Annotated in this window: 21 protein-coding genes; 16 read left to right on the top strand and 5 right to left on the bottom strand. The window is 65.2% G+C overall.

All coding sequences use genetic code 11. From position 1 onward, the window contains the following. Window positions 1–187 precede the first annotated feature (187 nt). From C457_RS17270 to C457_RS17215, 12 genes are read left to right on the top strand one after another with little or no spacing between them, the layout of a single operon-like run. Window positions 188–1,876 carry an ABC transporter substrate-binding protein gene (locus C457_RS17270; protein WP_008096668.1) on the top strand — a complete coding sequence of 563 codons (1,689 nt, stop codon included), beginning with the start codon at window positions 188–190 and terminating at the stop codon, window positions 1,874–1,876. Window positions 1,877–1,927: 51 nt separating this feature from the next. Then, window positions 1,928–2,947, top strand: a complete 1,020-nt coding sequence (locus C457_RS17265; protein ID WP_008096667.1) for an ABC transporter permease — start codon at window positions 1,928–1,930, stop codon at window positions 2,945–2,947. 2 nt (window positions 2,948–2,949) lie between these two features. After that, a complete protein-coding gene (locus tag C457_RS17260) occupies window positions 2,950–3,855 on the top strand; it encodes an ABC transporter permease (RefSeq protein WP_004976505.1) in 906 nt (301 codons plus the stop codon). Window position 3,856: 1 nt separating this feature from the next. Then, window positions 3,857–4,981, top strand: a complete 1,125-nt coding sequence (locus tag C457_RS17255; RefSeq protein WP_008096663.1) for an ABC transporter ATP-binding protein — start codon at window positions 3,857–3,859, stop codon at window positions 4,979–4,981. Then, complete coding sequence (locus C457_RS17250) at window positions 4,978–6,042, top strand: ABC transporter ATP-binding protein (RefSeq protein ID WP_008096661.1); 1,065 nt, start codon at window positions 4,978–4,980, stop codon at window positions 6,040–6,042. Before C457_RS17255 ends, C457_RS17250 begins: the two co-directional genes overlap by 4 nt. Next, the gene (locus C457_RS17245; RefSeq protein ID WP_008096659.1) at window positions 6,039–6,401 is read left to right on the top strand and encodes a hypothetical protein; all 363 of its coding nucleotides are present in this window, start codon (window positions 6,039–6,041) and stop codon (window positions 6,399–6,401) included. The genes C457_RS17250 and C457_RS17245 overlap by 4 nt, the downstream gene beginning before the upstream one ends. After that, complete coding sequence (locus C457_RS17240; RefSeq protein WP_008096658.1) at window positions 6,398–7,567, top strand: DUF917 domain-containing protein; 1,170 nt, start codon at window positions 6,398–6,400, stop codon at window positions 7,565–7,567. The genes C457_RS17245 and C457_RS17240 overlap by 4 nt, the downstream gene beginning before the upstream one ends. Before the next feature lie 8 nt (window positions 7,568–7,575). Further along, window positions 7,576–8,493 (top strand): DUF1177 domain-containing protein, encoded by a 918-nt coding sequence (locus C457_RS17235; RefSeq protein WP_008096657.1) that lies wholly within the window; start codon window positions 7,576–7,578, stop codon window positions 8,491–8,493. 1 nt (window position 8,494) lies between these two features. Further along, window positions 8,495–9,154 carry an AroM family protein gene (locus C457_RS17230; protein ID WP_008096656.1) on the top strand — a complete coding sequence of 220 codons (660 nt, stop codon included), beginning with the start codon at window positions 8,495–8,497 and terminating at the stop codon, window positions 9,152–9,154. A 1-nt stretch (window position 9,155) separates the two neighbouring features. Beyond that, window positions 9,156–10,103: an aminopeptidase gene (locus tag C457_RS17225; RefSeq protein WP_008096655.1), complete on the top strand. Its 948-nt coding sequence runs from the start codon at window positions 9,156–9,158 to the stop codon at window positions 10,101–10,103. Then, on the top strand, window positions 10,100–11,023 hold the full coding sequence (locus C457_RS17220; protein WP_008096654.1) for a nitroreductase family protein: 924 nt from the start codon (window positions 10,100–10,102) through the stop codon (window positions 11,021–11,023). Before C457_RS17225 ends, C457_RS17220 begins: the two co-directional genes overlap by 4 nt. Then, window positions 11,023–11,682 (top strand): aspartate/glutamate racemase family protein, encoded by a 660-nt coding sequence (locus tag C457_RS17215; protein ID WP_008096653.1) that lies wholly within the window; start codon window positions 11,023–11,025, stop codon window positions 11,680–11,682. Before C457_RS17220 ends, C457_RS17215 begins: the two co-directional genes overlap by 1 nt. A 178-nt stretch (window positions 11,683–11,860) precedes the next feature. Here C457_RS17215 and C457_RS17210 read toward each other — a convergent pair whose 3' ends face one another. Then, a complete protein-coding gene (locus C457_RS17210) occupies window positions 11,861–12,661 on the bottom strand; it encodes a TrmB family transcriptional regulator (RefSeq protein ID WP_008096652.1) in 801 nt (266 codons plus the stop codon). A 385-nt stretch (window positions 12,662–13,046) separates the two neighbouring features. Between C457_RS17210 and C457_RS17205 the strand changes: the two genes are divergently transcribed. Further along, window positions 13,047–13,841, top strand: coding sequence for a TrmB family transcriptional regulator (locus C457_RS17205; RefSeq protein ID WP_008096651.1), 795 nt, complete (start codon window positions 13,047–13,049; stop codon window positions 13,839–13,841). A 49-nt stretch (window positions 13,842–13,890) separates the two neighbouring features. On the opposite strand, the gene C457_RS20460 is transcribed toward C457_RS17205, so the two are convergent. Continuing rightward, the gene (locus C457_RS20460) at window positions 13,891–14,217 is read right to left on the bottom strand and encodes a hypothetical protein (protein WP_008096649.1); all 327 of its coding nucleotides are present in this window, start codon (window positions 14,215–14,217) and stop codon (window positions 13,891–13,893) included. Window positions 14,218–14,568: 351 nt separating this feature from the next. Here C457_RS20460 and katG point away from each other — a divergent pair, with 351 nt between their 5' ends. Then, the gene (gene katG / locus C457_RS17195) at window positions 14,569–16,725 is read left to right on the top strand and encodes a catalase/peroxidase HPI (RefSeq protein ID WP_008096648.1); all 2,157 of its coding nucleotides are present in this window, start codon (window positions 14,569–14,571) and stop codon (window positions 16,723–16,725) included. A gap of 203 nt (window positions 16,726–16,928) precedes the next feature. On the opposite strand, the gene C457_RS17190 is transcribed toward katG, so the two are convergent. Beyond that, window positions 16,929–18,587, bottom strand: coding sequence for a methyl-accepting chemotaxis protein (locus tag C457_RS17190; RefSeq protein WP_239640772.1), 1,659 nt, complete (start codon window positions 18,585–18,587; stop codon window positions 16,929–16,931). Window positions 18,588–19,258: 671 nt separating this feature from the next. On the opposite strand from C457_RS17190, the gene C457_RS17185 reads away from it, so the two are divergent. Next, the gene (locus C457_RS17185) at window positions 19,259–19,525 is read left to right on the top strand and encodes a hypothetical protein (protein WP_008096646.1); all 267 of its coding nucleotides are present in this window, start codon (window positions 19,259–19,261) and stop codon (window positions 19,523–19,525) included. A gap of 3 nt (window positions 19,526–19,528) precedes the next feature. Then, complete coding sequence (locus C457_RS17180) at window positions 19,529–19,930, top strand: PIN domain-containing protein (RefSeq protein WP_008096645.1); 402 nt, start codon at window positions 19,529–19,531, stop codon at window positions 19,928–19,930. A gap of 316 nt (window positions 19,931–20,246) precedes the next feature. Here C457_RS17180 and C457_RS17175 read toward each other — a convergent pair whose 3' ends face one another. Continuing rightward, window positions 20,247–20,768, bottom strand: coding sequence for a hypothetical protein (locus C457_RS17175; protein ID WP_008096644.1), 522 nt, complete (start codon window positions 20,766–20,768; stop codon window positions 20,247–20,249). Continuing rightward, window positions 20,758–21,372, bottom strand: a complete 615-nt coding sequence (locus C457_RS17170; protein ID WP_008096643.1) for a DUF7437 domain-containing protein — start codon at window positions 21,370–21,372, stop codon at window positions 20,758–20,760. The genes C457_RS17175 and C457_RS17170 overlap by 11 nt, the downstream gene beginning before the upstream one ends. Between the last annotated feature and the right edge of the window lie 88 nt (window positions 21,373–21,460).

Raw genomic sequence — 21,460 nt, 5'->3', positions numbered from 1 at the left:
TAGATAACTGAAGTAGAAGAGAATCAGCTTCTATTTCTTTCTATGGTGCGTATTCGTCCATATCTGTGTGTTCTCGGCCTTCTCTATAATTATTACAAAGTCATGATTAGATGAATCAACTTCTTTTATCGACGATATGTTTAATCACTAGGAAAGCTTTATACGAATAGGGTATCCACAACTCTCCATGCCAACCGGCAACATAGAACGCAGAAAACTCCTGAAACTCATGGGTGCGGGAGCGACGAGCGTCGCACTCGCGGGTTGTCAGGGGACCCAGCAGACCGAGACCACCGAGGGCAGTTCGGGTGGCGACTCGACGACGACCGAACAGACGAGCGACGGCGGAAGCGGCGCGAGCGGCGGTAACGACTTCCACTTCGTCGCCGGGCAGGTCTTCGGGACGCTCGACCCCGCAGAGCAGGTCGACTACACGCAGGGGCTCGCGGCGCAGAACCTCTACGACGAACTCATCACGGTCGACGCCGAGACGCTCCAGCCGACGGCGCACATCGCCGAGAGCTGGGACACCGAAGACGAGGGGAAGACGTGGGTGTTCACCGTCCGCGACGACGTGACGTTCTCCGACGGCACGCCGCTGACCGCCGACGACGTGGCGTACTCGCTCACCCGGATGCTGGAGCTCCAGCGCGGGTACTCGTCGTTCTGGCTCGACTACCTCGACCCCTCGAACATCACCGTCCGCGACGAGCAGACGGTCGCCTTCGAGTTCAATCAGGCGTACGGCCCGGCGCTGGCGACGTTCGTCCAGTTCTACATCGTCAACAGTACCGTCGTCCAGGAAAACGAGACCGACGGCGACTACGGCAACGCCTACCTCCAGAACAACTCCGCCGGCTCCGGCGCGTACGTCCTCGACAACTGGGAGCAGGGCAACTCCATCGAGGCGTCGGCCTACGAGGACTACTGGAAGGGCTGGAGCGAGGACAGTTTCGACACGTTCCGCTCGACGGTCATCACCGAGGAGTCCACCATCAAGACGACGATGCAGCAGGGCGAAGGCGACATGACCGACCAGTACATGGGCACGCAGGCGTACGCCGAGATGGACTCGTACTCCAACGTCCGCGTCCCCGAGGTGCCGCAGCTGCAGTTGTTCCACTTCCCGCTGAACTGCCAGAAGGCACCGACCGACGACATCAACGTCCGGAAGGCCATCGCCTACGCGTTCGACTACGACAGCGCCGTCAACGACATCATCGGCGGCGGCGGCGTCGCGGCCGGGCCGGTCCCCCGGGAGATGGCGGGCCACAACGGCGACCTCGTCCCGATGGAACAGGACCTCGACAAGGCCAAGGAGTTCCTCGACAAGGCGGACTACTCCGTCGACGAAATCAACGAAATCGGCCTCGAACACGTCGTCGTCGCCGGGACCGAACTCCAGCGCCAGATGGGGCTTCTCAACCAGGCCGGGCTGAGCGAACTCGGAATCGACCTCGAAATCAACCCGCTGCAGTGGGCCCGCCTCACCGACCGCGCGACGAGCGCCGAGTCGACCGCCCACATGACGAACATCTTCCACACGGCGAAGATGCCGTCGCCGGACAGCCACACCTACCTGATGTACCACCCCTCCTCGTTCGGGTCGTACATCTCCCAGTCGTGGTACTCCACCGACGAAATCGCGGCCACCCTCGAAGAGGCGCGCCAGACCTCCGACCTCCAGTCGCGACTGGAGACATACGAGGAGGCGCAGGCGCTCATCGTCGAGGGCATGCCGAGTGTCTACATCGCCAACCCGCCGTACCGCATCGGCATCAACGAGAACGTCGAGGGCTGGCAGTACCGCGGCGTGATGTCGTTCGACTGGGACGTCCACTCCATGACTCGCAGCGGCGAGGGCCGGGCGAAGTAGTCGCCCGACGACTTTCGACGCCCCGATTCGGGCCGTCTTTCCAACTCACCAATGTCATACGTAGATTACCTCGTTCGGCGCGCAATCCACTCGGTCCCCGTCATCTTCGGGCTGTCAGTGCTCATCTTCCTGATATCCCGCGTGATTCCGGGCGACCCCGTTCGGTTGGCGCTCGGACCGGAAGCAACGCAACAGCAAGTCGCGGCGCTGCGGGCCGAGATGGGCCTCGACCAGCCGCTGCCGATGCAGTACGCCGACTGGCTGTTCGGCGTCGTGCAGGGCGACTGGGGAATGTCGCTTCGGACGAACAACAACGTCTTTTCGGACATCGTCGCCCGCCTGCCCGCGACGCTCGAACTGACCGTCGTCACGCTGTTTTTCGCCGTGCTACTGGCGATTCCGTTCGGCGTCGTCGCCGGAACCAACAAGGACCGCTGGCAGGACCACCTCTCGCGTATCACCGCCCTGTTCGGCGTGTCGATGCCGCGGTTTTGGGTCGCAATCGTCCTGCAAATCGTCTTCGTCGTCAGCCTCGGACTGTTGCCCCTCTCGGGGCGGCTCAGCGACGGCGTCGCTCCCCCGCCGGCGGTCACGCACCTGTATCTGGTCGACAGCCTCATCGCCGGCCAGTTCGGGACGTTCCTCGACGCGGCCACGCACCTCCTGTTGCCGACCGTCGCGCTCGGCCTCGCCACGCTGGCACAGGTGATGCGGCTCATCCGCTCGGACATGATCGACGAGCAGCGCAAGGACTACGTCCTCGCCGCCCGGGCCTACGGCCTTCCGAACGCCCTCATCGAATACAAGTACATGCTACAAAACGCCTTTACGAGTTCACTCACGGTGGTCGGCCTCGCGTTCGGCTTCCTCCTCGGGAACGCGTTCCTCGTGGAAATCGTCTTCGCGTGGCCGGGGATGGCGCGCTACGGCGTCCAGGCCATCCTCTATCAGGACTTCAACGCCATCGTCGGCGTCACCATCGTGGTCGGTATCGGCTTCGTGACCGCCAACTTCGTGGTCGACCTGCTGTACGGCTACCTCGACCCGCGGGTGCGGCTGGAGGAGGGATAGCCGTGTCTACGAAGACCTCGCTCCCGTTTTTCGATACCGAGAGCGCCGCCCGAAAAGAGCGGATTCGACAGCTCAAACGCGGCTTTCGGACCTTCGCGGGCAACAAGCTCTCGCTCGTCGGACTGGCGATGATTCTGACGCTCGTCGTCGCGGCGCTCCTCGCGCCGTACATCGCGCCGTTCCCCGAACACGCCGGTGCGGGCGTCTACTTCGACCAGGCGAGCGAGCCGCCGAGCGCGACGCACCTGATGGGCACCGACACGACCGGCCGCGACATCTTCAGCCGCGTCCTGTTCGGGGCGCGCTTGTCGCTCCTGATGAGCGGCATCGTCCTCTCGATCGCCATCTCCATCGGCGTGACGCTCGGGCTCATCGCGGGCTACCTCGGCGGGACGACGAACACCGTCATCATGCGAGTGACGGACATCTTCCTCGCCATTCCGCCCACGCTCCTCGCCATGGCGGTGGTCGCCGCGACCGGCGCGTCGCTGTTCAACGTCATGGTCGCCATCGCCTTCTCGTGGTGGTCGTGGTACGCCCGCCTAGTGCAGGGCGAGGTGCTCTCGATAAAGGAAGACGAGTTCATCGAGTCGAGCCGGGCGCTCGGGTCGGGGTGGGTGCGGACGACGTTCAAAGAGATTCTCCCGAACGTCGTCAGCCCCATCACGGTCAAGGCGACCCTCGACATGGGCTTCGTCATCCTCGTCGGCGCGGGCCTGTCGTTCCTCGGCCTCGGCGCGCAGCCGCCGACACCGACGTGGGGCGCGATGATTGCACAGGGCCGCAACTACGTCACGAGCTTCTGGTGGATAGCCGTGTTCCCCGGGCTGGCGATTTCGTTCGCCGTCCTCGGGTTCAACTTCATCGGCGACGGCCTGCGCGACGTGCTCGACGTGGAGGTTGACTGAGATGGCCGACCCCATCTTGGAGGTCAAGAACCTCCACGTCCACTTCGAGACCCACGACGGGACGGCCGAAGTGATAAACGGCATCGACTTCAGCATCGACCGCGGCGAGACCGCGGCGCTCGTCGGCGAGACGGGCTGCGGCAAGAGCGTCACCGTGAAATCCATCATGGGACTGCTCCCCTCGGCGACCATCCCCGAAGGCGAGATTCGCTACAAGGGCGAAGACGTGCTTTCCCTCTCCGACGCCGAGCGCCACTCGCGGCGCGGCAAGGAGATGAGCATGATAATGCAGGACCCGATGACGAGTCTCAACCCCGTCTTGACGGTCGGCGAGCAGATGATGGACGTGCTGAAGTGGCAGGGGCGACCGCGCCTGTCGCTGTCGAAGCTCGTCCGCGACACGCTGTCGACCGGCGCGAAGGCCGAACACAGAACGCGGGCCATCGAGATGCTCGGCGAGGTCGAAATTTCGGCCCCCGAGCGCGTCTTCGAGAGCTACCCGGTCGAACTCTCCGGGGGGATGCGCCAGCGCGTCCTCATCGCCATCGCGCTCCTGTCGGAGCCGGACCTGCTCATCGCCGACGAACCGGGCACCGCCCTCGACGTGACGACCGAGGCGAAGGTGCTCGACCTCCTCGACGAACTCGTCGAGGAACGCGACACGAGCGTCCTCTACATCACCCACGACCTCGGGGTCGCCCGCGAGGTCAGCGACCGAATCAACGTGATGTACGCGGGCGAAATCGTCGAGCAAGCGCCGACCGCCGACCTGTTTGCGAACCCCCAGCACCCCTACACCCGCGGGCTGTTGGAGAGCATCCCGACGCTCTCGACCGGCATCGGCGACGGCATCGAGGGGCACCTGCCCGACTACACGAACCCGCCGGCCGGCTGTCGGTTCGCCGACCGCTGTCCGCACGCGGAGGCGGCCTGCCACGAGGCGTACCCGTACCCGCGGCAGACCGGTCCCGACCACGCGACCGCGTGTCACCTGTTCGAGGGGCTCCCGGCCCGCGAGCGTCACGAATCGCTCGCCACCGACCCGGTCAACATCGGCACTGCGCCGTGGCTGACCGGCGGCGACGCTCCCGGCGACATCTCCGCCGACGGGGGGACGGACCAATGAACGACTCAGCGTACACGACCGAACCGACGGCGGCGGCACAGCCCGACCGGGACCTCGACGACCCGATGGTCTCGGTCGAGAACCTCAAGAAACACTTCCCGCTGTTCGAGGGCATCTTCCAGAAGAAGGCGGGGGAAGTCCGCGCCGTCGACGGCGTGAGTTTCTCCATCGCGGAGGGCGAGACGTTCGGCCTCGTCGGCGAATCGGGCTCCGGCAAGACGACGACCGGCCGGTCGATGCTCCGCCTGACGGAGCCGACCAGCGGGCGGGTCGAAATCGACGGCCAGAACGTCGTCGACCTCTCCGACGGCGAGCTCAAGCGGTTCCGCCGGAACATGCAAATCGTCCACCAGGACCCGGCGTCGAGCCTCAACCCGCGACACCGCGTCAAGTCGATTATCGAGGCCCCCCTGAAGATTCACGACTACGGCGACTCCGAGGCCCGACTCGAACGGGTCGAGGAACTGCTGGACATGGTGGACCTCCCGCGGGAGTTCATGTACCGCTACCCCGGACAGCTCTCGGGCGGCCAGAAACAGCGCGTCGGCATCGCCCGCGCCGTGGCGCTCAACCCGAAGTTCGTCGTCCTCGACGAGCCGACGAGCGCCCTCGACGTGAGCGTGCAGGCCCGAATCATCAACATCCTCGAGGAGATACAGGAGGAGTTCGGCATCACCTACCTGTTCATCACCCACGACCTCTCGCTCCTGAAGAACGTCGCCGACCGCATCGGCGTCATGTACCTCGGTCGGCTCGTCGAGGTCGGCGACGTGGACTCGGTGTTCGGGTCGCCGCAACACCCCTACAGCCGGGCGCTCCTCTCCGCCATCTCGACCATCAGCGAGGAGGACGAACTGGCGAAGCCCGACCGAATCACGCTCGACGGCGAGGTGCCGGACCCGCGGGAGAAGCCGAGCGGCTGTGCCTTCCGCTCGCGCTGCGCCCACGAGTTCGACGCCTGCGCGGTCGAGGAGCCCGAACTGTACGAGCGCGGCCCGGACCAGGTCGCCCGGTGTTTCCTCCACGACGACCGGTTCGAGGAGGGCGCGGAGTGGGAATGACCGCAGAGCGCGCGGCGCGCCTCGCCGCCCTCCGGCGGGCGCGACGGAACCGCCCGTGGACCGATGAACTCCTCCGATCGTGCGCGTCGGACCCGGCGGCGTTCAAGGCCGCCCAGCCGGCGTGTTCGGCCTGCGACCGGCCGTGCCGCGACGACGAGGTCTGCGCCACGGCGGTGGCGAAGTCCGACGGGCTGTTCGAATCGATGGGTCGCGACCAGACGTATCACCTGCTCGCGGCGGGCATGAAGCGGCTCCGGGCGCGGGGGACCGCGACGCTTCGCAACGCCGACAAACAGCGGCCGAACGCCTTCCTCAGCGTGACGGCCGACGACGCAGACGCCCCCGAGGAACCCCAATGACGACAGACGACACGCGGACACAGACGGACGGAACGCAGAGCGCGCCAAGAGACGACGCACAGCCCGCGCCGACGGACGGGCCCGCGCCGACGGACGGCGAGCGGACGATAACGGCGGAATGGGTCGAAGACGTCGCGGTCGGCGGCGCGGTCCTCGGCGGCGGGGGCGGCGGCTCGCTGGCCAAAGGTATCGAGTTCGGCGAACTCGCCGTGGAGTACGGGCGGCCGACAATCGTCTCGGTCGCCGACCTCGACCCGACGGACGTGGTGTTGACCGTCAGCGGCGTGGGCGCGCCCGCCGCGACCGACAGCCACGTCGACCCCGCGGACTACGTGCGCGCGGTGGAACTGTTGGTGGACAGACTCGCGGCCGACGGGACGACCGTCGGCGCGCTGATGACGAACGAGATGGGCGGGTTCGCCACGGTGAACGGGCTGCTCCAGTCCGCCGTGACGGGCCTCCCGCTCGTCGATGCCGCCTGCAACGGGCGGGCGCATCCGACCGGGCCGATGGGCTCTATCGGGCTGTCGCAGGACTCCGAGTCGGTGCAGGCGGCGGTCGGCGGCGTGCCGGGCACCGCGGCCCGACTGGAGACGGTCGTCGAGGCCGAACTCGGCACGGCGGCGTCGCTCGTCCGGCACGCGGCCGAAGACGCCGGGGGCCTCGTTGCGGTCGCCCGCAACCCGGTTCCCGCGAGCTACGCCGAGGCGAACGCGGCGCTCGACACGTACGACCAGGCCGAAGCGGTCGGTCGCGCGGTCAGGCTCGCTGACGACGGCCGCGACGCCGCCGAACGCGTCGCCGACGCCGTCGGCGGCGAGGTCTCGCTCGTCGGTCCCGTCGAGTCGTTCGCACTCGAAACGACCGGCGGCTTCGACGTGGGCGAGGTCGAAATCGAGGGGCGCGAGCTCACCTTCTGGAACGAGTACATGACGCTCGAACTCGACGGCGAGCGCCTCGCGACGTTTCCGGACCTCATCACGACGCTCGACGCCGAGACGGGGATGCCCGTCTCGACGGCGGAACTCGCGGAGGGCCGGTCGGTTGCGGTCGTCGTCGCGCCCGCGGCGAACCTCTCTCTGGGCGCGGGGATGGCCGACCCGGCGCTCTTCGACCCGGTGGAACAGGCGGTCGGAAAAGCGGTCAAATCACACGTATTCAACTAACGCAACTCATGTTCGACAAGATTCAGCAAGCATACGACATCCTCAGCCGTCCCGACGCGGACGGCGAACTGGTACGCGACGCACTCGAAACGTACGGTCTCGACACGGAAGTGACGACCATCTCGACCGACGAGGGGTCGACCGACTTCGTCAAGACGGTCGTCCCCGGGGCCGACCGGGACGCGCCGACGCTCGGCGTCATCGGTCGCCTCGGCGGGGTCGCCGCCCGGCCGGCCGAACTCGGCCCGGTCTCCGACGCCGACGGGGCCATCGTGGCCCTCGCGGTCGCGCTCCACCTCGGCGAGATGCGCGCCCGCGGCGACGTGCTCGCCGGTGACGTTCGCATCGCCACGCACGTCTGTCCCGACGCGCCGACCTCCCCCCACGACCCGGTGCCGTTCATGGGCAGTCCGGTCGATACGAGCACCATGAACGAACACGAGGTGGACGAGGAGATGGACGCCGTCGTCTCCGTCGACGCCACGAAGGGCAACCGCGTCCACTGCGAGCGCGGCTTCGCCATCACGCCGACCGTCAAGGAGGGGTGGGTGCTGAAGGTGAGCGACAGCCTCCTCGACATCCAAGAGCGGTCGACCGGCCGCCCACCGAGCACGCTCACGCTCACGATGCAGGACATCACCCCCTACGGCAACGACGTGCACCACATCAACAGCATCCTCCAGCCGGCGACGGCGACCGACGCGCCCGTCGTGGGCGTGGCGACGACGAGCGTCTCGCCCGTCCCCGGCTGCGGGACCGGCGCGAACTACCTCACCGACCTGCTCGACGCGACCGGGTTCGTCGTCGAGACGGCCAAGGACTTCCCCCGCGGCCGCGCGTCGTTCTACGACGAGACCGAGTACGACCGACTCACGTCGCTGTACGGCTCGATGGGCCGCCTCCAGACGCTCGGCGAGGGCGTCTGAGATGTCGACGCTCGGACTCGTGACCATCGGACAGGCACCCCGGAGCGACGTGACGCCCGACATCGCGGCGGCTCTCCCGCCCGAGGTGGACATCGTCGAGGTCGGCGCGCTCGACCAATTCGACTCGGCGGCCGAGGTCGAAGCGGCGGTCGGCCCGCAAGAGGGAGAGCCGGTGTACGTCTCCCGGCTCGCCGACGGGACGCCCGTCACCGTCGACCGCGAGTCGGTCGTCGAACTCCTCCGCGAACGTATCCGCGCCCTCGAATCGGAGGTCACGGCCATCGGCGTCCTCTGTACGGGCCACTTCCCGCCGTTCGACGCCGGCGTGCCCGTCTTCGAGCCGAGCGACCTGCTTTCTGCGTGGGTCTCGACCATCCTCGACGGCGGGACCCTCGGCGTCATCATGCCCAAGGAGGAACAGGAGGCCATGACGTTCGAGAAGTGGGCCGACTACGACCTCGTCACCGCCGCGGGGTCGCCGTACGCCGACGAGGACGAGGTGTCCGCGGCCGCCGCCGAAATCGGCACCGACGCCGACCTCATCGTGATGGACTGCATGGGCTACACGCCCGAAATGAAAGCGACCGTCCGCGAGATTACGGACACGAGCGTCCTGCTCGGGCGGTCGGTGCTGGCGAAGACCGCCGAGGAGGTGCTCTGACGTGGCCGACCACCGCGCCGTGGCGAAGCGACTCCTCGCCGAGAATATGAACGCCCATCCCGGGGAGACGCTCCTCGTCGTGACCGACACCGACACGAACCACATCGGGCGGGCGCTGTTCGATGCGGGGGTCGAACTCGGGCTGGAGTCCGGCCTGTTCGAGATTCCGCCGATGGAGCGAAACGGGATGGAGCCGCCCGGGTCGGTCGCCCGCGCGATGGAGTCGGCCGACATCGTGGTCTGTCCGACCAGCGCGTCGCTGACGCACACGCGGGCGCGGGAGGCCGCGACCGAGGCCGGCGCTCGCGTCGCCACGATGCCCGGCATCACGGACCAGATGTTCGGAGAGGGCGCGATTACGGCCGACTACGAGGAGGTCGAGCGCCTGACGGCGGCGCTCACGGAGAAGCTCACCGCGGCCGACGAGGCCCGCATCGAGGCCGACGGCGCGTCGGCGACGATGTCGCTTTCGGGCCGCGACGGCATCCCGAGCGACGGCATCATCGCCGAACCCGGCGACTCCGGCAACCTCCCGTCCGGCGAGAGCTACATCGCGCCGGTCGAGGGAACGGCGACCGGCACGCTCGTCTTCGACGGCGGCCTCGCGGGCGTCGGCGTCCTCGACGAGCCGCTGACGGTCGAACTCGACGAGGGGCGCATCACGGCCGTCGAGGGCGCGGCCGCCGACGAGTTCCTCGACGCGACGAGCGGCGACGACTGCGCCCGGCGAGTGTGCGAACTCGGCCTCGGGACGAACCCGGCGGCGAGCATTATCGGGACCGTCCTCGAAGACGAGAAAGTGTACGGAACCTGCCACGTCGCCTTCGGCGACAACCTCGGCTTCGGCGGGACCATCGACTGCGACTCGCACCTCGACGGCGTCATCCTCGAACCGACGGTCTCGCTCGACGGCGAGGTCGTCGTCGCCGACGGCGAGGTGCTCGTGTGAGCGACCGCACGCCCGCAGCCGGTGACCGTGCAGGCCCGGACCACACGAATCGCACGGACCGGCCCGCGCTCGCCGCGGCGGTCGCCGAGGTGCCGGACCTCGCCCCGTGGCTCGCGCGCCGCGCGACGGTCCGCCAGTTCGACACCGAGGCCGAAATCCCCGACGACGAGGTCCGCGCGATGGTCGACGCCGGGCGGAAGGCCCCGACCAGCGGAACGACCCAGATGTACAGCTTCGTCTGGATACGCGACCCCGACCGCCGCGAGCGGATTCACGAGCTGTGTAGCCGCGGCACCGTGCAGGTCGAGGAGGCGAGCCACTTCCTCCTCGTCTGCATCGACCTCCGCCGGATTCGACTGCTGTTGGAGCACCGCGACCGCGAGTTCCGGACGGCGCCCGCGATGGGGCTGCTGGAGGGAGCGATAGACGCCTCGCTGGCCGCGATGGGCGTGATGCTGGCCGCAGAAAGCCGCGGTTACGGCGTCTGTCCCATCGGCAACATCCTGAACAACCTCACCGCGGTCGCCGCGACGACCGACCTCCCCGCGGGCGTCCTGCCGATTTTCGGGCTCTGTCTCGGCGTCCCGCGCCACGGCGAGGCGACCGAGCACGCCCCGCGGGTTCCGCTCGACGCGGTCCTCCACGAGGGCGGCTACCGCGACGCCACCGACGACCAGCTCGACGCCTGTTACGACGCGATGAACGAGATGTACGGCGACAGCGTCTACGGCGACGACCGCCGCGAGTGGCAGGAGACGCTCGAACGCTACTGGGGGCCGAACGGCTTCATGAACCGCCGCGAGGGCGAACTGCTCGACGCGCTCCGCCAGCAGGGGTTCTTCGAGGCCCGCGGTATCGACGAACCGGCGGATACAGACCCCCGCCGGGACGCCGACCGGAACACCGGAGGAACCGCCTGATGGTCGAACTCGGCGTCCTCCGCGTGCTCACGCTCGACGACCCCGAGGAAGTCGCCCTCCACGGACGGCTCATCGAACGGCACTACCCGCACGTCTCGACGCTGTCGCGGTGTATCCCCGCCCACCCCGACGGGATTCCGAACGCGGCCGCCGAGGCCGACGCCCTCCCGCACATCGAGGCGCTCGGCCGCGAGATGGCGACCGAGGTCGACGCGCTCTGCGTCAGCTGCGCGCTCGACCCCGGCGTGGAGGCGCTCGGCGACGCGCTCGACGTCCCGGTCGTCGGCGCGGGCGCGAGCGTGGCCGCCGTCGCGTCCGCCCGCGGCGAGCGCGTCGGGACGCTCGGCCTCGAAAACGGGGCCGGGTCGAGCATCCGACATCTGCTCGGCGACCGGCTCGCGGCCGAGGAGGTCGTCGAGGGCGCGGCGACGACGAACTACCTCACGACCGACGAGGGTCGGGCGGCGATTCGTGCGGCGGTCGACCGCCTCGTCGACGCCGGCTGCGACGTCGTCGCGCCGAGCTGTACCGGCATCTCCTCTTCGGGCGCGATTCCCGACGTGCGGGCCGACGTTCCGATACCCATCGTCGACCCTGTCGTGGCGATGGGCGCGGTGGCGACGACCGCGGTCGCGCCGCCGCGTCCACTACGGCAGTAGGTTGCCGGACCCGCCCCGATGGCATTCCGCGCCGCTCGCGCCGCGCTCGGGGCGACTCGCGCGAGCGTTTTTCTCGACAGTCGTCGGCCGATTGTAACGGGTCGCAGTAAGGAGTCCCAGGCTTCGAAGGCTTCTATCCCCGTGTTTCGAGTCGCCCACGGCTCCGGAGCCGTCCGCCTCAGTCGGCGGGGTCAGCGTTTTCGAGCCGCCACGTGAATATCGCACGGAGCACCGCGACGAGGCTGTTCGTCTCGCCCACACCCCAAATCGCCGTCTCCGAGCGAGGGTCGGACGGAGTCGCGTCCCTGCCGTTGACGAGCACGCTCGCGAGCGTTTGATTCCCGTCGACCATCATGAGGCGTCCCGCGGGCGTGTCCGACCACATCCAGAGCGTGTCGAACAGCTCCGCGTCGGGGATTTCGTCGCGAATCATCCCCTGAACGTCCGGCGAGATTCCCGCCACCCGAATCGAGACGCCCCGGCGTGCCGCCTCCCCCAGCGCCTCGACGATGTCCTCGGTGAGCAGTCCCTCGACGGTCATGTAGACGATTTCGTCCTCCGCGCCGCCGATAAATTCGAGGACACGGTCCGTGACGGCAGGCTGGCCTTCAACCGTCCAGACGCCACGCTGTTCCTGCTTGCGCTGGGTAGTTCCGAGTTCCTGAAGCGCCGTCGTCAGAAGGGAGGTCCGCTGTCTCATCTCCTGTTCGAACTTCTGGCACGTCGTCTCCGCGGATACCACCCAGAACTTCTTCGGTGAGGACTGTTGGATGTCGACGAGTCCCCGCTCGCGTAACTCGTCGACCGCGTCGTACACCCGAGTTCGTGGGACTTCGGAGACCTTGCTAATCTCCGTTGCCGTGCCGGTACCGAGGCTGGTGAGTGCGACGAAGGTCCGTGCGGCGTACGTGCTGAGGCCGAGTTGTTTCAATTGTTCGATTGCGACAGAACGGAAGTCGTCGCCCGAATCAGTACTCATAATGGGTGCCTCGATGTCTGCGAAACTCAGCCACGACGAGTGGCTGAGGCGGCACGTGTCAGTTGTGGTTGGGACACAGTACTCCACTGTGTGCCGCAGTCGCGATTCGTCCCGGCGCCGTATAGTTGTTTGTGATTATCTGAGTGAATTCATTACGTGTCGATTATCCGCGCGTAACGTACGAAAACTATGGAAAGTTACCCTGTCACTAAGAATATAACAACACCGTGTTCAGAACTACCGTGAAAACACGGTTTTAACCCTGAATTAACTCAGTTGGCTAACCTTGACGAAACGTATTCACTCGAAAAGTAACAATTGTTATCCGTTCGCCGATACAAGCGTTCGTGAGGAGACGGGACGCCTCGGAGTTCGGTTGAGACATATGAGCACGGGAGATTCACAAGAGGACGCTATCGACGTACTTCAGCAACTCGGACTCAAAGAGTACGAGGCAAAGTGTTTCGTCGGTCTCACTCGGGTCTCGACGGGCACGGCGAAGCAACTCAGCGAGATTACCGACGTACCGCGGACTCGCGTGTACGACGCCGTTCGCGTGCTGGAGGCACAGGGGCTCGTCGAAGTCCAGCACTCGAGTCCGCAGCGGTTCCGGGCCGTTCCGCTCGCGGAGGCGACCGAGACGCTCCGTGCGCAGTATCAAAACCGAATCGACCGGCTCACGAACGCGCTGGAGCGGACCGACAGAATCGACTCGGGCGAACAGGGCTCGGTTCAGGAAGTCTGGGCGATGTCCGGGGCCGAGGCCATCGCGAACCGGACGCACAAGCTCATCGACGACGCGGACGACGAAATCGTACTCGTCCTCGGCGACGACTCGCTTCTGACCGACCGGTTCGCCAATGACCTGAACGTCCGAGCCGAGGATGTGGACGTGATCATCGGGGCGGCGACCGAATCCCTGCGACAGCAGGTGCGGGCGGCCGTCCCGAGCGCGACGACGTTCGTTTCCGGTCTCGAATGGCTCCGCGGCGAGAGCGCCGACGAGAACCTCGCTATCGGCCGGCTCTTACTCGTCGACCGCTCGTCGATTCTCGTCAGCACCATCGTTCCAGACACCGGCGAAGAACACGCAATTTTCGGCAGTGGATTCCAGAACGGCCTCATCGTCATCTCGCGTCGGTTGCTGTCTCAGGGATTGCTCGGCCGCGACTCGGATTAATCCGCTAACGACGCTGCCGTTCGTTCGCACGCCGGGTCCCTCGACGGCGCTACAGTACGTCGCCCGGCAGTTCGTTTCGGTGGTCGTCGATGACGCGCAACAGCGGTACGATGTCGTTGAAGCGCGGACCCCTGCGGATATTGTACCAGTTTTCGTTCGGCTCGATGAGGCCCATCCGTTCGAGTTTCGGGAGGTGTACGTGATACATCTGCAGTTTCAGTTCCCGAATGTCGGTTTCGGGTGTGGCGCGGCTGTTGCCGAACGCGGCGTCGTTAGAAGTCGATTTGAGAAGCGCGAGAAGTAGTTGGCGTCGCTCGACGTGCTGTATCGCCGAAAGCTGTGAATCAAACGAGAGGCCGGGAGCTTCGTCGCTCATCGTGCACGACAGTACAACCGGCGCGGGCCTCAATGGTAGACAAATTCATGTCTACAGTCTTTTTGATTATCTGAGTGATCCTCTGGGCGCTCTTCGGTACAGGCCGGTTCGGTCCGACGTTGAACGACCCCGCTTGCGACGTATCCATGTAGTGTTAACAATGGACGTACACGGACGAGCGATACATCGCACGCCGGCCCCAGTTAGATACTCGAATTCGAAATAGAATACTCGCCTCGTGAGCGCCTCCATCGAGAATTATTCATAAAGTAAAAAGATTGCTTTGGCTATAACCAAGACTTAATTCAAAATCAGTCAATTTTATCACCCAAAAGCGGTAACCGGTTGTGTATGAATGGCTCCGACCATGACTGGTGGCCGAACCAGTTGAAACTCGAAATCCTCGACCAGAACGCACAACAGACCGACCCGGTGGGCGAGGAGTTCGACTACGCAGAGGAGTTCCAGAAGCTCGACTACGAGCAGGTGAAAGCCGACCTCGAAGAGCTGATGACCGACTCGCAGGACTGGTGGCCGGCCGACTACGGTCACTACGGGCCGCTTTTCATCCGGATGGCGTGGCACAGCGCCGGCACGTACCGCGCCCACGACGGCCGCGGCGGCGCCTCCGGCGGGCACCAGCGCCTCCCTCCTATCAGCAGTTGGCCGGACAACGTGAACCTCGACAAGGCGCGCCGACTCCTTTGGCCCGTGAAAAAGAAGTACGGGAACCAGCTCTCGTGGGGCGACCTCATCGTCCTCGCCGGAAACGTCGCCCTGGAGTCCATGGGCTTCGAGACGTTCGGCTTCGCGGGCGGCCGCGCCGACGACTACGTCGGCGACAAGGCACCCAGTTGGGGTCCCGAAGAGGAGTGGGAGACGACCTCCCCCGACCGCTTCGACGAGGAGGGTAACCTCAAAGAGCCGCTCGGAAACACCGTGATGGGCCTCATCTACGTCAACCCCGAGGGTCCCAACGGCGAACCCGACCTCGAAGGCTCCGCGAAGAACATCCGCCAGACGTTCAGCGGCATGGCGATGAACGACAAGGAGACCGTCGCGCTCATCGCCGGCGGCCACACCTTCGGGAAGGTCCACGGCGCGGACTCCGGCGACAACCTCGAAGCCGAGCCCGAGGCGGCTCCCATCGAGGAACAGGGTCTCGGCTGGGAGAACGAGTTCGGCTCCGGAAAGGGCCCCGACACCATCACCAGCGGCATCGAAGGGCCGTGGACCAGCGCGCCGACCCAGTGGGACATGGGCTACGTCGCCAACCTGCTCGACTACGAGTGGGAAGCACACAAGGGCCCCGGCGGCGCGTGGCAGTGGCGGCCGGCCGACGAGTCGCCGGCAGACAAGATTCCGGACGCGGCTCCGGACGCACACCTCCCCGACCAGTTCGTCGACCCGATGATGCTCACCACCGACATCGCGCTGAAGAAGGACCCCGACTTCCGCGCGGTGCTCGAGGAGTTCCGAGAGGACCCTGCGGAGTTCCAGGAGTCGTTCGCCAAGGCGTGGTACAAGCTCCTCCACCGCGACATGGGCCCGCCGTCCCGACTCTACGGTCCCGAGGTCCCGGACGAAGCGATGCTGTGGCAGGACCCCATCCCCGACGCCGACTACGACCTCATCGACGAGGACGACGTCGAGGAACTCAAAGCCGAGCTTCTCGACTCGGGCCTCTCTGTCTCTCAGCTGGTCAAGACGGCGTGGGCCTCGGCGTCCACGTACCGCGACAGCGACAAGCGCGGCGGCGCGAACGGCGCGCGCATCCGGCTCGAACCCCAGCGTAGCTGGGACGTCAACGAGCCCGCCCAGCTCGATGACGTGCTCGGCACCCTCGAAGGGATTCAAGAGTCGTTCAACGCCGCGCAGTCCGACGACACCCGCGTCTCGCTCGCGGACCTCATCGTGCTGGGCGGCGCTGCGGCCATCGAGCAGGCGGCGGCCGACGCCGGCTACGACGTCGAAGTACCGTTCGAGCCCGGTCGGACCGATGCGTCGCAGGAACAGACCGACGTCGAGTCGTTCGAGATGCTCAAGCCCGACGCCGACGGCTTCCGGAACTACATCGCGGACGACGTCGACGAGCGCCCCGAAGACCTGCTCGTCGACAAGGCGGACCTCCTCGACCTCTCGGCGCACGAGATGACCGTCCTCGTCGGCGGCATGCGCGCGCTGGGCGCGAACTACCAGGACTCCGACCGCGGCGTCCTCACCGACGAGCCCGAGACGCTCACGAACGACTTCTTCGTGAACCTGCTCGACATGGACTACGAGTGGGAGCCGGTCTCGGACGACCAGTACCTGTACGAAGTGCGCGACCGCGAGACGGGTGACGTCGAGTGGGAGGCCACTCGCTTCGACCTCGTCTTCGGCTCGAACTCCCGTCTGCGCGCCATCGCGGAAGTGTACGGCGGCGACGACGGCGAGGAAGAGTTCGTCGAGGACTTCGTCGAGACGTGGCACAAGATCATGAGCCACGACCGCTTCGACCTCGAATAACCGCGCTCCCCGCCGCTTTCGGTCGCGGTTGAGGCGCGCGAAGTCGGTTTCCGCGGCGGCGTCTGCGGTCGCGGTCGCCGCGGGCTGACTTTTTCGCTCGCGTTCTCTGACTCGTCCTCGAGCGACTGCAGACGCGAGTCGGCGGTCGTTCGTCGGTCTCGACTCGACCCGACTCGACCGGACGCCGTCGGGCGTGACCCGGTTCAGTCGTCGGCCGGAACCTCGCAGTCGAACGTTTCGAGCTGCTCTTGCAGGCCGCCGGTCTGGCCCCTGAGGTCATCGAGTTGCGCTCGAATCTCCGAAATCGTCGCCGCTCTGGACTCGGCTTGGCTCGCCAGCGCGTCGCTCTGTTCTGCGATGTCCCGCGAGTGGTCGGCGATGCCGATAATCGCGTCGACCACTTCTTCGGTCGTCCGCGCGCCGTCGTCGGTCGCCGTGGCGACCTCGTTGACCGACATCTCGACGCTCTCGACGATTTCCGAGACCGCCGCGAACGCCTCGGCGGCGCCGGTCGTCGTCGACCGTCCGGTTTCGAGTTGCGCCCTCGTCCGTTTCATCTCCGCCTGCACGCGCGCCACGTCCTCGACCGTCTCGGTTATCGTCCGCTCGATGGCCGCCGAGTGGTTCTGCGTCTCGTCGGCGAGGGACTTCACCTCGTTCGCGACGACGGCGAACCCCTCGCTGCCGTCCGAGGCGCGGGCGGCCTCGATGTTCGCGTTGAGCGCGAGCGTGTTCGTCTGCTCGGCGATTGACTCGATGAGGTCGGTGCTCTTGGAGACGTCGTCCATGCGGTCGTCGAGCGACTCGACGAGCGACGCGAGCTCGCCGACGCTCTGTTCGACGTTCTCTATCGCCTCGATGGCCGCCGCCGCGGTGCCCGTGCCCTCGTCGGCGGCCGTCGCCGCGTTACTGGCCTCGTCAGAGACCTGGTCGGCGTTCGCGGCGATTTCCTCGATTGTCGCCGAGAGACTGCTCAGTTCGTCGGTTGTGAATTCGAGGTTCTGCGCCTGCTCGCGCACGTCCGTGGCGAACGCCCGCACGTCGGCCGCGAGCTGTCGTTGCGTCCGTTCGAGCGTCTCCGCGTCGTCGTGGGCCGACCGCGTCGTCCGCTCGACGGTCGCCGCGAACGCCCGGAGGTCGACGATGGTCGACGAGAGGTCGCGCTTCATCGCCACGAACGCGTCGCTGATGGCTTCGATAGCCTCGATATCGGTGTTCTCGGGCGGGTTCGCGGTGAAATCCCCCTCCGAGACCGCGTCCATGGCCGCGGCGAGTTCGTCGGCCTGCACCACCAACTGCTCGTTCAGGCGCTCGACTTCGGCCTTCGCCTCCTCGCTGTCTTCGAGGCTCTGCATCTTCTGTCTGGTCTCCTCCCGAGAGCGCTCGACGGAGAACCAGTTCGTGACTAACGCCGACGCGAGCATGAGGATGAACACCGCGTGGACGAGCCCCCACCCCATCGGATTCGCGATGGCCTCCGGGTGGTTGTACACCGCCTCGGGGTGTGCCATGCCGAAGATGCCGTGCTGGATGGCGACGTACAGGATGCCCACGACGAACGGGAGCCAGTCCTCGTACACCGCGAGGACGCCCACGATGACGAAGAAGTGGAAGTGCGCTTCGGTGTAGCCGCCCGAGAAGTAGACGAGCAGGGCCGAACACGTCATCAAGCCGATCGACGCGAACCCGCTCCGAACCCGGCGCGGAAGCCACGGCAACCACGCGAACAGGCCCAATCCCACGACTGCGCCGACGCCGAGCAAGACGTGCTCGGCGGGCGCGGCGGTTAGGGTCGCACCCGTGACGTACGGTTCCGACCCGGTGAAATTCCCGAGGAGGGACAAAAGCGGCGCGTGTGCCACGAGGAAGACGAGGATGTTTCAGTGACGCGCCCGCCACGACTCGCTCGGAATCGAGTCCCCCTGTGGGATGTCCCTCAGTCCATCTCGGAGCCTTCGCCGCCACCGCCCCACACTGCGGTGACGGTTCTGCCCGCCTGCTGTCGACGTTCCCATACCCCCTCCTTCGACTTCGCTGTGAAATGAATTGCCACCCGTTTATTAGGGTCGATTCCCGAAACGGTGCATGTGGCCACTAAAACCCATGTATTGTGGCGTTTTGTGGGATTTTGCCATCCGAATATTCGATTGGCGACGGGTCTTCGTGTGGTTGACGAGTCTCGTCGTTAGATGTCCTCGGCCCGGAGGGGACAGCAAGTTAGTAACGAACGAAGTTGAGTGGGTTCGATGGGGGATTCGGTACGAGACGATGCACCGCTCGTCCAGACGAAACCGCGACAAACTGGACCCGACGGGAGTCACGTGAGCGTCAGCGAGCGTGACTACGTCGGGGGAGTGAGCGAAGCGAACGGACCCGGCGGGAATGCGTCGTAGCGTGTGACGAATCTGTTTTAATCGGGGCGCAGTCTGGCGATTTGCTGCGCAACGACCCAACTCGATAGCTGATGCTGAGCGAGTGGGAGGATTGAAAGAATACCGGGAACATTTTTAATTTTTCCCGTACTACGTGAACCATGTCGAAATCTACGGACGAACGGGGGCGAATCTATCTCCCGAAGGACGTCCGGTCACGGTTCGGCGAACGTTATCGTATCGTCGAACTCCCGAGTCACGTCGCGCTCTTCCCGGTCGACGACGACCCGTTAGAGGGACTTCGTGAGGCAGTTGGCGACGCCTTCGAGGAGACTGACGCAGACGAACTCAAAGAGGAGGCGAGGAGAGCAATCTCCGAAGAAATCGAAGCCGAGGACGAAGAGCGGTCGGGAAATCGCGAGGCCTGATTCGTGTACGTCGAGACTGACTTCTTGATTGCGCTCGTGAAGAACGAAGACTGGTTGCGCGACTCGGCACTCGAAGCGCTCCAAGAACGCGACGACATTCACACGTCGATTCTGGCCTACGCGGAAGTTCTCGTTCTCTTCTACGACCGCGAACAGTCTGAGTACGACATTGACGCCCCACGGGCGATAGCGAACCTCCTCGAACTCGTTCCAATAACGCCGAAAGAACACGAGGATGCAGTTCTCGCGGCGGCGGCGTTCCTCGAAGAGTATCATCTGACACCGTTCGATGCACTTCACGCTGGTGTGATTGCGACGAGTGGCGAGGAAGTTCTCTCCAGTGAACAGGACTACGATACGGTGGGCATCGACCGCACTCCGTTAGAACCCGATAGGGACCAGTGAGAGTTCGCTATCGAGTGTACCGACGACCTCTCGTGTGTTTGAATCCACGAAACCGATAGCTAGCGACAGCCCGTGTCACAGTGCACGACGAAATTGCCCCGGTGGAAAATATGCGGATTCGACGGTTAGAGCACTCGCTCTTTGGTTCTAAAGCGTTCCAGAACTGTACGGACCCGACGGGAGTCACGTGAGCGTCAGCGAGCGTGACTACGTCGGGGGAGTGAGCGAAGCGAACGGACCCGACGGGAATGCGTCGTAGCGTGTGACGAATCTGTTTTAATTGGAGCGTTGTCTGTTGATTTGGTCTACGCCGACCTCAAATGACTCGGACGTCGCCACCATCGTCCATGATGTCGCGGCGGCGGAGCACGAGAATCGTTTCGTCGTACCCCTGTTGTGCTACTGCCCCTTCTATCGCTGCTGCTGCAATCTTGTCGTCAGTGAGAACGACGACTCGTGGATTGCCATCTCGAAGTAACTCGATTGCTAAGCCGGCGAACACGGTGTCGGCTTTCTCGACTTCGTGTTCGTTCTTGCCGGACTTCCGGGCTATCTCTCGTCGAACGTAGTCCATCGCCGCGACCGCATCGGAATCGGTCGGCGATGGTGGATTAATTTTGGTCGCCCACCCTTCTTCGATGGCTGTTTCTACCCGGTCCGCGACGTGCATCGTGCTCAGTTCCTCGACAACACGTTGGGGAACTTGCAAGGTTATCTGATGCCGTGCTGCGAACTTCCGGAGTTTCTGGAACTTCGGATTCTCCGGGCCACCCACGGCGACGAAGAGGTTCGTGTCGGCGAGTACGAAGTCGTCCGAGTGGAGGTCACTACTCCCCATCGAACTCCAATTCGTCAGGGTCTGACGAGATGAGTTGTTCGAAGTACGGGTCGTGCTCCCGACCAGCCTCCAAGACGGGCCGAACTGCATAGATGATGGCCATTCCCTCGACTGGCTGGACGTCCATCTCCTCGGCCGCCATCCGTTGAGTGAGCTTCCCGGCATAGTACGCTGCTGCTGCTCGAACTGCTCTCACGAGGCGTCCTACGCCGTACCGATTGTGGAAGTACTCGGCATCGTCGTCGAACTCTGTGAGAGCGACTGCGTGGAGCAGTGTCGGGGTAATTGCGACTTCGCGACCGTCGACGAACGCGAACGGTTCCGCGGTAAGTTGGTGGGGGCGCGTGCTCTCGTCGCGGTCGACGACGCCGAGTCGTTCGAGTCGCTCGACGTCGTCGTAGGCCGTTGCACGAGCGATGTCCAGTTCCTCGATGAGGTCCTGGATGGTTGCTGGCCCGTAGTAGCAGAGGTAGACGTACTCGCGGGCGAGGCGTGGGTTCTGCAGCAACGTCGTGGCTGCCAACAGCCCATCGAAATCGTCGAACGACTGTGGTGGCGCGTCGTCGATTGGTGGTGCGTCGCCACGGTCAGTAAGGGTGGGCATACGTGAAGTACGAAATCTATGTATTTTAGATTTGTGCTGGTAGTACTAGTCCTCCGGAGTGTAAGTCCGTCACGGTGCGTGACGAAAT

This window comes from Haloferax prahovense DSM 18310 (genome assembly GCF_000336815.1).
Lineage (GTDB): Archaea > Halobacteriota > Halobacteria > Halobacteriales > Haloferacaceae > Haloferax > Haloferax prahovense.
This window is presented reverse-complemented; position numbering and strand designations above follow the sequence as displayed.